The 8,959-nt window shown below is 69.0% G+C and carries 4 protein-coding genes; all 4 read right to left on the reverse strand.

Annotated elements, in window-relative coordinates; translation table 11 throughout:
- Positions 1-114: 114 nt before the first annotated feature.
- Positions 115-897 carry a DeoR/GlpR family DNA-binding transcription regulator gene (locus ABS73_RS13330; protein WP_277018668.1) on the reverse strand — a complete coding sequence of 261 codons (783 nt, stop codon included), beginning with the start codon at positions 895-897 and terminating at the stop codon, positions 115-117.
- 390 nt (positions 898-1,287) lie between these two features.
- The gene (locus ABS73_RS13335; protein WP_277018670.1) at positions 1,288-4,398 is read right to left on the reverse strand and encodes an error-prone DNA polymerase; all 3,111 of its coding nucleotides are present in this window, start codon (positions 4,396-4,398) and stop codon (positions 1,288-1,290) included.
- Positions 4,395-5,912: a Y-family DNA polymerase gene (locus ABS73_RS13340; protein WP_277018673.1), complete on the reverse strand. Its 1,518-nt coding sequence runs from the start codon at positions 5,910-5,912 to the stop codon at positions 4,395-4,397. Before ABS73_RS13340 ends, ABS73_RS13335 begins: the two co-directional genes overlap by 4 nt.
- On the reverse strand, positions 5,833-6,582 hold the full coding sequence (locus tag ABS73_RS13345) for an ImuA family protein (RefSeq protein WP_277018675.1): 750 nt from the start codon (positions 6,580-6,582) through the stop codon (positions 5,833-5,835). The genes ABS73_RS13340 and ABS73_RS13345 overlap by 80 nt, the downstream gene beginning before the upstream one ends.
- Between the last annotated feature and the right edge of the window lie 2,377 nt (positions 6,583-8,959).

Here is an 8,959-nt window from a genome sequence, read left to right on the forward strand (position 1 = left end):
CCACAAGGGTCAGACGTCGCGCACCACCCCGTCACTGACCCTGGCCGGGGCCGGTGACGGGGCCAGTTTAGCAGAACGCAGATACAGAAGGGTCAGGATGGGCATTGATGATCCTCAGGCAAAGATGAACTTGCGCGCCAGCGCGTCGGGGATGGCCCCCAGGCAGTCGCGGCAGGCCGTGTCGGTGACGATCCGGTCGACCGCCTCCAGCGGCGCGATGACGGCCAGCGCGCTGCGCGTGAACTTGGAATGGTCGGCCACGACGATCACCTCCTGCGCGATCTCGATCATGGCGCGCTGCGCCTCGGCCAGGGCGGGGTCCGATATGGCGATCTGCCCGCGCCCCAGATCCATGGCCGAGACCGACAGGAACAGCCTGTCCACGTTGAACCGCCGGATGGTCGCTGCGGCCAGCGGGCCGGACAGGCTGCGGTTCATGTCATGATATTCGCCGCCGGTGACATACAGCCGTTCGACCCCTGCGCCTGCCAGGCAGGCCGCGATGTCGGTGCCGTTGGTCACGAAGGTCAGCCCGGTGCGGCGCGCCAGCTGGCTGGCCACCTGCAGCACCGTGGTGCCCGCATCCAGGAAGACCGCATCGCCATCGGCCACCAGATCGGCCGCGGCCTTGCCGATGCGGGCCTTGTCCGCGGCATGGCGCGTCAGCCGCTCGCTGTTGGGAAAGTCGCGGGTGATCTGCGCCAGCGGCATCGCGCCGCCATGGGTGCGCCGGATCAGGCCGCGCGCCTCCAGGTCGATCAGGTCGCGCCGCACCGTCGCCTCCGAGACGCCCAGATAGGCCGAGAGATCCAGCACCGGCGCATAGCTGCAGGCCTCCAGCCGGTCCAGCAGCCGTGATTGCCGGCTGGTGGCAAGCCCTGTTCCCTGTTCCGGCATCTGCGGGCCTCCGCCTTGGTTCGCGATGCAGCCGGGATGCCAGTCGCACGTGACAGCCGTATGACCGGAATCGCGCAGTTGCGTGAAATCGCGCAACGGGCGGACAGGATCGGGTGTCGTTCACCGGATGCAAAGGATCATCAGGGGGCGATGCCCAGGCCGGCACCGCGACGCGGCGAACAGACAAACGGGATGTCCATGGTCCGCCCCTGCGCCGTGCGAGGCGGTATCGACGTCCGCGACCGGCGCAGGGGCGGATAAGGGGCGTTGCTGGGGGGCATCCAGCAGCGCCGGGTGGATGGAACGTTGCTGGCGGCAGGGCTGGGCGGCGGATTACCGATCGATCGGCACAGGCAATCGGGCTGGGCAAGGGGAACTGCGGACGGTGGATCAGGCCTCATCGCCACGACCATGGGGCAGGGGAAAGGCGGTCTGGCGCTGACCGATGCCTGCCAGGTCGGATGACAGGTCGCTCAGCCGGTGGACCAGCAGATGCACGACCGCGCCGTCATGTTGCAGGCGGCCCGTGGCGGCCAGCATGCGGGCCGAGAGGATGATGCGGCGATGTGCGTCAAAGACCCGGGGCCAGACGATCAGGTTGGCGATGCCGGTCTCATCCTCCAGCGTGATGAACATGGTGCCCTTGGCCGAGCCGGGGCGCTGGCGCATCAGCACGATGCCCGCGACGGTGCACCAGCGGCCGTGGCCTTCGGACGACAGATCGGCGCAGGGGCGGATGCGGCGCTGCGCCAGCGCGTCGCGCAGAAAGCTGACCGGATGGTTGCGCAGGGACAGGCCGGTATGGCCGTAATCCTCGACCACCTCGCGGCCGGGGGGCATGGCGCGCAGGGGGACGGCGGGTTCGGCATGCGGGCCGGTCGCTGCTCCCGGCAGGGCCGCGAACAACGGCAGGTCGTCGTCGCGCGAACCGCGCAGCGCCCAGAGCGCCTGCCGCCGCGACAGGCCGAAGGCGGGGCGAAAGGCGTCGGCTTCGGCAAGGCGGATCAGGGCGGATCGGGGGACGGCGCGCAGAGCGGTCATATCCGTCGCGGGCTGTGCTGCCAGGATGGCCTGCGCATGGGCCTCGGCCAGCCCCTTGACCATGCGCAGGCCAAGGCGGACGGCAAAGCGGTCGCCCGCAGGCTCCAGCGTGCAGTCCCAGTCCGAGGCGTTGATGCAGACCGGGCGGACCTCGACCCCATGGTCACGGGCGTCGCGCACGATCTGGGCGGGGGCATAGAACCCCATCGGCTGGCTGTTCAGCAACGCCGCGCAGAACGCATCCGGGTGGTGGCATTTCAGCCAGGCCGAGGCATAGGCGATCAACGCAAAGCTGGCCGCGTGGCTTTCGGGAAAGCCGTAGCTGCCGAACCCCTCCAGCTGGCGAAAGGTGCGTTCGGCAAAGTCGCGCGGATAGCCGCGGGCGACCATGCCCTCGATCAGCTTGTCGCGGAACCCGGACACCCCGCCGGTCATCTTGAACGTCGCCATGGACTTGCGCAGCATGTCGGCCTCTCCTGGGGTAAAGCCCGCGCATTCGATGGCCACCCGCATGGCCTGTTCCTGAAACAGCGGCACGCCAAGGGTCTTGCCCAGCACCTTCTTCAGTTCGGGCGTCGGGTAGACGACAGGCTCGTGCCCCGCCCGCCTCCGCAGATAGGGGTGGACCATGTCGCCCTGGATCGGGCCGGGGCGGACGATGGCGACCTGGATGACCAGATCGTACAGCCTGCGCGGCCTCAGGCGCGGCAGCATCGACATCTGCGCCCGGCTTTCGATCTGGAAGGTGCCCACGGTGTCGGCGCGGCAGATCATGTCATAGGTCCGGCGATCGTCCCGGGGGATGCTGGCCAGATCGTGGCGCAGCCCCTTGTGCCGCGCGACCAGGTCCAGACCGCGCCGCATGCAGGTCAGCATGCCAAGCGCCAGCACATCGACCTTCATGAAGCGCAGCGCGTCGATGTCGTCCTTGTCCCATTCGATGATCTGGCGGTCGGCCATGGCGGCGGGTTCGATGGGGACCAGATCGTCCAGCCGGTCATGGGTCAGAACAAAGCCGCCCGGATGCTGGGACAGGTGCCGGGGCGCGCCGCGCAGCTGCCCCGCCAGGTCCAGCAGCAGCCGCAGCCAGCGGTCGTCGGGGTTCAGGCCCAGCTCTCGGATCTGGTCGGGGGTGATGCCCTCCTCGCCCCAGGACCAGACCTGACCGGAAATGGCGCGGATCATGTCCTCGGGCAGGCCCAGGGCCTTGCCCACATCGCGCAGCGCGCCCTTGGAGCGATAGCGGATCACCACGGCGGTCAGCGCAGCGCGGCTGCGGCCATAGGTGCGATAGACCCACTGGATCACCTCCTCGCGGCGCTCATTCTCGAAATCGACGTCGATGTCGGGCGGTTCGCGGCGTTCGGCGCTGATGAAGCGCTCGAACAGAAGGTTGCCCTCCCTGGGGTCGATGGAGGTGATGCCCAGCACATAGCAGACGGCGGAATTGGCCGCCGATCCGCGCCCCTGGCACAGGATGCCGCGCCCGCGGGCAAAGCGCACGATGCTGTTCACCGTCAGGAAATAGGGCGCGTATTCCAGCTGCGCGATCAGGCGCAGTTCGTGCTGCAGCTGGGCGCGGACATTCGGGGGCAGGCCGTCCGGATAGCGCGTGGCCGCGCCCGCCCAGGTCAGCGCCTCCAGCGTCTCTTGCGGCGTCAGGGAGGGGTCGTCGCGCTCCTCGGGGTATTGATAGCGCAGATCGTCCAGCGAAAATCGGCAACGGTCCGCGATGGTCGCGGTCCGGGCCAGCGCGTCGGAATGGCGCGGAAACAGGCGCGCCATCTCGGACGGGGCCTTGAGATAGCGGTCGGCATGACGCTCGCGGCGAAAGCCCAGGGCATCGACGGTGGTGGTGTGGCGGATCGCGGTCACCACGTCCTGCAGGATGCGGCGGGAGGGGTCGTGGAACAGCACGTCATTGGTCACCACCGTCGCCACGCCCATCCGGGCCGCCAGGCGCGACAGGTCGTGCAGCCGCAGCGAGTCGTTGGGGCGGCGGCGCAGGGTCAGCGCCACATGCGCCCGGTCGCCGAAGCGGTCGCGCAACCGGCGCAGGCGCAGCGCGCAGATGTCGTCGGCCGTGTCCGGGATCAGGATGGCCAGCAGGCCGTCGGCATGGGCGTCCAGATCGGGCCAGTCCAGATGGCACGCGCCCTTGCCCGCCCGCGCCTTGCCGATGGACAAAAGCCTGCACAGACGCGCATACCCCGCCCGGTCCGTCGGATAGACCAGCACCGACATCCCGCAGCGCAGGTCCAGCCTGCAGCCGACGATCAGCCTGACGCCCGTCTGTCTCGCGGCCTCATGCGCGCGGACGATGCCCGCCAGGCTGTTCCTGTCGGTCACCGCCATCGCGCGCATGCCCAGAAGGGCCGCGGTCGCGAACAGCTCCTCGGCCGAGGAGGCGCCGCGCAGGAACGAGAATTGCGACGTGACCTGCAGTTCGACGTAGCTCATCCAAAGATCCCGTGCATGAACCAGCGATGCGAGCCGGTGGACCGGTCCTCTCCGTCGCCGGCGCGAAAGATCCAGAACCGCTGGCCGGCCTCGTTCTCGATGCGAAAGTAGTCGCGAACGGCGCGGGCCTCGGCGTCGCGTTTCCACCATTCGCCAAAGATGCGCTCCGGCCCGTCGGCGCGGGCGACGGCGTGGCGCGTGCCGCGCCAGGCGATCCATTTCGGCGGATGGTCGGGCAGCAGCGCCATCGTCTCGATCGGCTCGGGGCGGGGCAGCAGGCGTGCGGGGCGCGGCCAGTGCCCGGGCCAGCCCCCGCCCTGATCCGGCGACAGCGCCGCGACCCGCGTGACCGAGCGTTCCGGCACGTCGCTGGCCACCGGGCTTAGCCGATAGACCGCGCGCGCGCCCACACGGTTGGCCAGCAGATCGACCAGACCCGCGATGTCGGGCGGGGCCTGTTCCAGCAGGCTGCTGGCCTGCCGGGGGACCAGCGGTTCGGCCAGGGTGGCCGTCAGGGTCATGATTTCGATGCCGAAGCCCGGATCGATGGTGGGGATCTTGTCGGTCAGCAGGCGGGTCAGCCGCGCGGGGTCGCGCTGGGCCGTGGCCAGGCCCACGCGGACCGTCTGGACCCGGTTGTCCACGCGCCAGCACAGCAGGTCCAGCCGCCGCGCCCCTTGCCCCCGCGCCTCCAGCGCGGCGCAGAGTTCGGTGACCAGCCTGGCGATATAGCGGGCGATGGTCTCGGCCGCCCCGATGGGTTCGGCAAAGCTGCGGCGGACCTCGATCAGCCCCTGGGGGCGCAGGGGGGCGATGGGCTCGGGCGCGTCGCCCAGGGCCTGGTCCAGCCTGCGGCACAGTTCGGCGCCAAAGCGGCGGGTCAGCGGCCCGCGGGGCGTCGCGATCAGATCGCCGATGGTGGCAAAGCCCAGATCCAGCAGCCCCGCCACGGTGGCAGGCGCCAGCCGCATCGCCGCAAGGGGCAGGGGCGCCAGCACCGCGGCGGTCGCGCCGGGCGGGGCGATGCAGGGCGCGTCCCCGCGATGATGGCGCGCCAGGGCATGGGCGGCGCCCCAGGTATCGGCGATGGCAAGACGCGCGGTGATGCCCGTCAGGGTCAGCCGCCCCAGCAGCATCTCCAGCAGGGCCGCCTCGCCGCCATGCAGGTGATCCGCGCCGGTCACGTCGATCACCACCCCGTCGGGCGGATCGACCGCCACGATGGGCGCGATGCGTTGCAGCAGCCACAGGGCCAGCCGCTCCAGCGCGTCCAGATCGGCGCGGGGGTCGGCCGGTTCGATCCGCAGGTCGGGAACCAGCGCCTGCGCCTTGGCGACGGGCATGCCGACATGCAGACCCAGGCCCCGCGCGGCATCGCAGGCGGCGGTAATCACACGGCGATTGCCGACGCGTCCCGCCAGGATCAGCGGCGCATCAGCCGAAGGCGTGTCTGCCCGCCGCTGCAGCCGGTCGATCGGCCACATCGGCAGGCAGACCGAGATGACCCGTGTCATCGCAGCCCTCCAGGATCATCTCGAACGGTTCCCCGGCGCGCGCCCGGACCAGTTCGACCCGCCAGCGCGCCCGCCCCACGCCCGGCACCGGAAGCGGCACCGAGGGCAGCGCCGAGATGCGCCAGCGCGTCATGGCCGCGGTGGGCTGGCCGAAATCCTCCGCCTGCGCCGGATCGCGCCACCGGCGCAGCGCCAGGCCGGTCGTGCCGGAGGTCTTGGCCGCCAGATGTAGCCGCCGCGAGGCCGTCATGGACAGGCGCGCCACCTCTGCCACCACCGCGCCCAAGCCGCCATGGCGCAGCCCTTCCTCCATGCAGGCCAGCAGGCTGATGTCATCGCCCGCCTCGACATAGATCACCCGGTCGGGTGGCAGCCCCGCCTGCTCCAGACCGGGAGCGAACAGATCGCCCTGCGTCACGCACCACAGCACCGGTCCCGGCAGGCGCGCGGCGATCCCGGCCGCAAAGCAGGCCGCCACCGCGCCATCGCCGGCGCCCTCGGGCCCGCCCGACACCTCGTGCAGGCAGCCCAGGGCCAGCCCCCCCTGCGGCAATCGGCGGTCCAGCGCGGGCACACCAAAGGCCAGCGTCTTGCGCGCATGCCCCTCCGCGCCCTCCAGATGGGCGATCCGGTCGCGCAGCGCGGCAAGGGTGAGGCGGGCATCGGACATGAGGGGGCGGCGATCCTTGGCCTGGGGTGCGAGGCTTATGTTTCTGTTTTGTTCTCATTTGGGCGCTGAGTCAACCGCAGGCTAGGGGCGGTCGTCGCCCCCGCCTGAGCGGCATCCGCCATCGGCCGGGGGTGGCGCGCCCCTTGCCGTCCACGCCGCGATAAGCGCGCGGCATTCCGACATCGGATGGCGGATGCGCAGTGACAGATGTTCCCGACAGCGTTCGAAATGGACGACGCGGCAGGTGTCGGCCATGACCTTTATGAAGGTCGCCACGTCCGCTGGATGACCCGCAGCTGTCACGGTCGGACATTGCCCCGTCGGGGATAGAGTGCCGGCAGATCGGCCTTGGTTATCGCGGCGGTCGGTAACAAGGGTCACCGTGTTGGAGGAGAAGGCCCCGGCCAAAACCAGCCGCCGCAATCCGACCACTGGCGCGATCTGATGGTCCAAGGCGTGGATCCCGGCCGACGGTTGCAGCAAAAGGTCCTCGTGCCCAAGCCAGATCCAGCGATTCCAGTGGATCGTTGTCCCACATCAGGCGCGGCTTTCTGAGTAACGTCCATCCGGTGCCGGGCCGTTCACAGGCCGGGTCCAGGCCATGCCCCGCCTCGGCGGCATCGCACGGTCCTGCATCGCCGACAGCAGCGATCAGTCCTGCGCACGGCCGGTTTCGGCGATGACGTCAGGGCGGGTCTGCTAGACCAGCTCCTGAAGGTCCTGGATGATCGGCCATCCCACCCATGCTTGATTGCGGGAATAGCGTGCCGCGATGGACCGGTGCTTGAAGCCATCGGCAGAGCGTTTGGCGGACCGTTCGAGGTCAATTTCGCACAGTCTTTCGGCCAATTCGGTCTTGAAACCTATTATGGGGTGCCGCTTTGTTGCAAAAGGCCCGGCCAGGTTGCGGATCCGGATCCGGGTCCGGTGATCGTGGTGCAGGATGTGGAACGTGATGCTGTCCGGCGGGTCCGCCTTCGCGTCCGCAGGCGACCGAACCCGAAGGCCAGCGCAGGATTGGAACCCGGCTTGATGTCGGTGCCCCGGGGCGCTCGCACATCAGGTCATGGATGACGCTCCGGGACGGCCCGCACCGGATACCGACGGGTCCGTCGGGGCGATGCTGATCGACCAAACCGGGCCTGACGTCGCCCGGAAGGGGAACGCGGCCCTCTGGGTCGGCCTGCTGTCTGCGGCGCATCGCCGAAGCATGGATTGCCTCCAAGGCTGGAAACCTTCAACTGGATCATGCCGCGGCCGTTCGAGGCCGCAATGTGCCCCGGAAAGGCGTCGGGGTCGGGGCACATGCCCCAGGATAGTGCCCTGCGTGGACAGCCCTGTTCCGCGCGTGAGACGCGCTTGAGTGTGCGGGCGGGCGCACCCTCATGGGCTGGATCGACGTCATGACCATGCCTTGCCGCACCCGATCTGGACCAGGCCCGATTGGCCTTTGTGGCGTTCGATCAGGTCCAGAGCGCCGGGATGGGGGCCTGTTCACTCTGATGCCGCGCGTCATGTGCCATCCGCTCTGGCTGCTCCCGGGCGTTGCGGATCAGCCCGGTCTGCGGATCCTGAGGCAGGTGGATGTCGCCGTCGGGCAGGCGTGCGGGGTCTTGGATGTGTCACGGGGGCGGTTCCGGAGCAATGGTATCGCCGCTTGGAGTCGTGATAGCCACGCGGCCAGTTGGGCCTGGTCGCGCCGCGTTTCCATCGCAGCCCGGAACCCGCGGTGATGATAGAGGGACAGATGCCTCTGACCGGCCGGGCTTTCCAGAGGAGCGGATTTCCGGGGCGTGTCATCGCCCTCGACATGATCCGAAGCCTGTTCGCACGCGACGAACCCGGCATTGATCTGGCGACCGTCGCCTAAGGGCACTTTCTTGAGCCGCGTCACGCGCACCCCGCGGGCCAGACCACGGTGCCAAGGGCTGTGGCGGTGCGACGGTGCAGTTCATCCTGTTCCGGTTTCAGGCGAAAGGTGAGGCCCGGGAGGGATCGCAGGTCATGGGCGAAATGTTTCCTGATGGTGTGGCCCCTGTCGCTGCGGAAGATCACAAAGTCGTATATTCCATGGGCGCTTCAGCTCCGCTGGATGTGCCAGGGATTCGGGTCGCGTCCGATCCCGGGCTCAAGGCGCCGAGCGATTTGTCGCTGGTGCGCGTTCCCGTCCATCCTGTCCAATCGCGGATGATGGTCTGGAACAGTAGGGTCTGCATTCGACGAACCCGCGCGGGAAAATTCCGTCCTGGCGTGATCCTGTCCGGGCCTTCTGTCGTCGTTAGAGCGCGTTGCGTCTAATCGGTTTCATATCCGGCAGCTTTGAAGAAATTGTAGCATTCCTCATCGGTAAAGAGGTCACAGACCTGCCCGACGGCTT

The organism is Paracoccus sp. SCN 68-21 (assembly GCF_001724535.1).
Taxonomy (GTDB): domain Bacteria; phylum Pseudomonadota; class Alphaproteobacteria; order Rhodobacterales; family Rhodobacteraceae; genus Paracoccus; species Paracoccus hibiscisoli.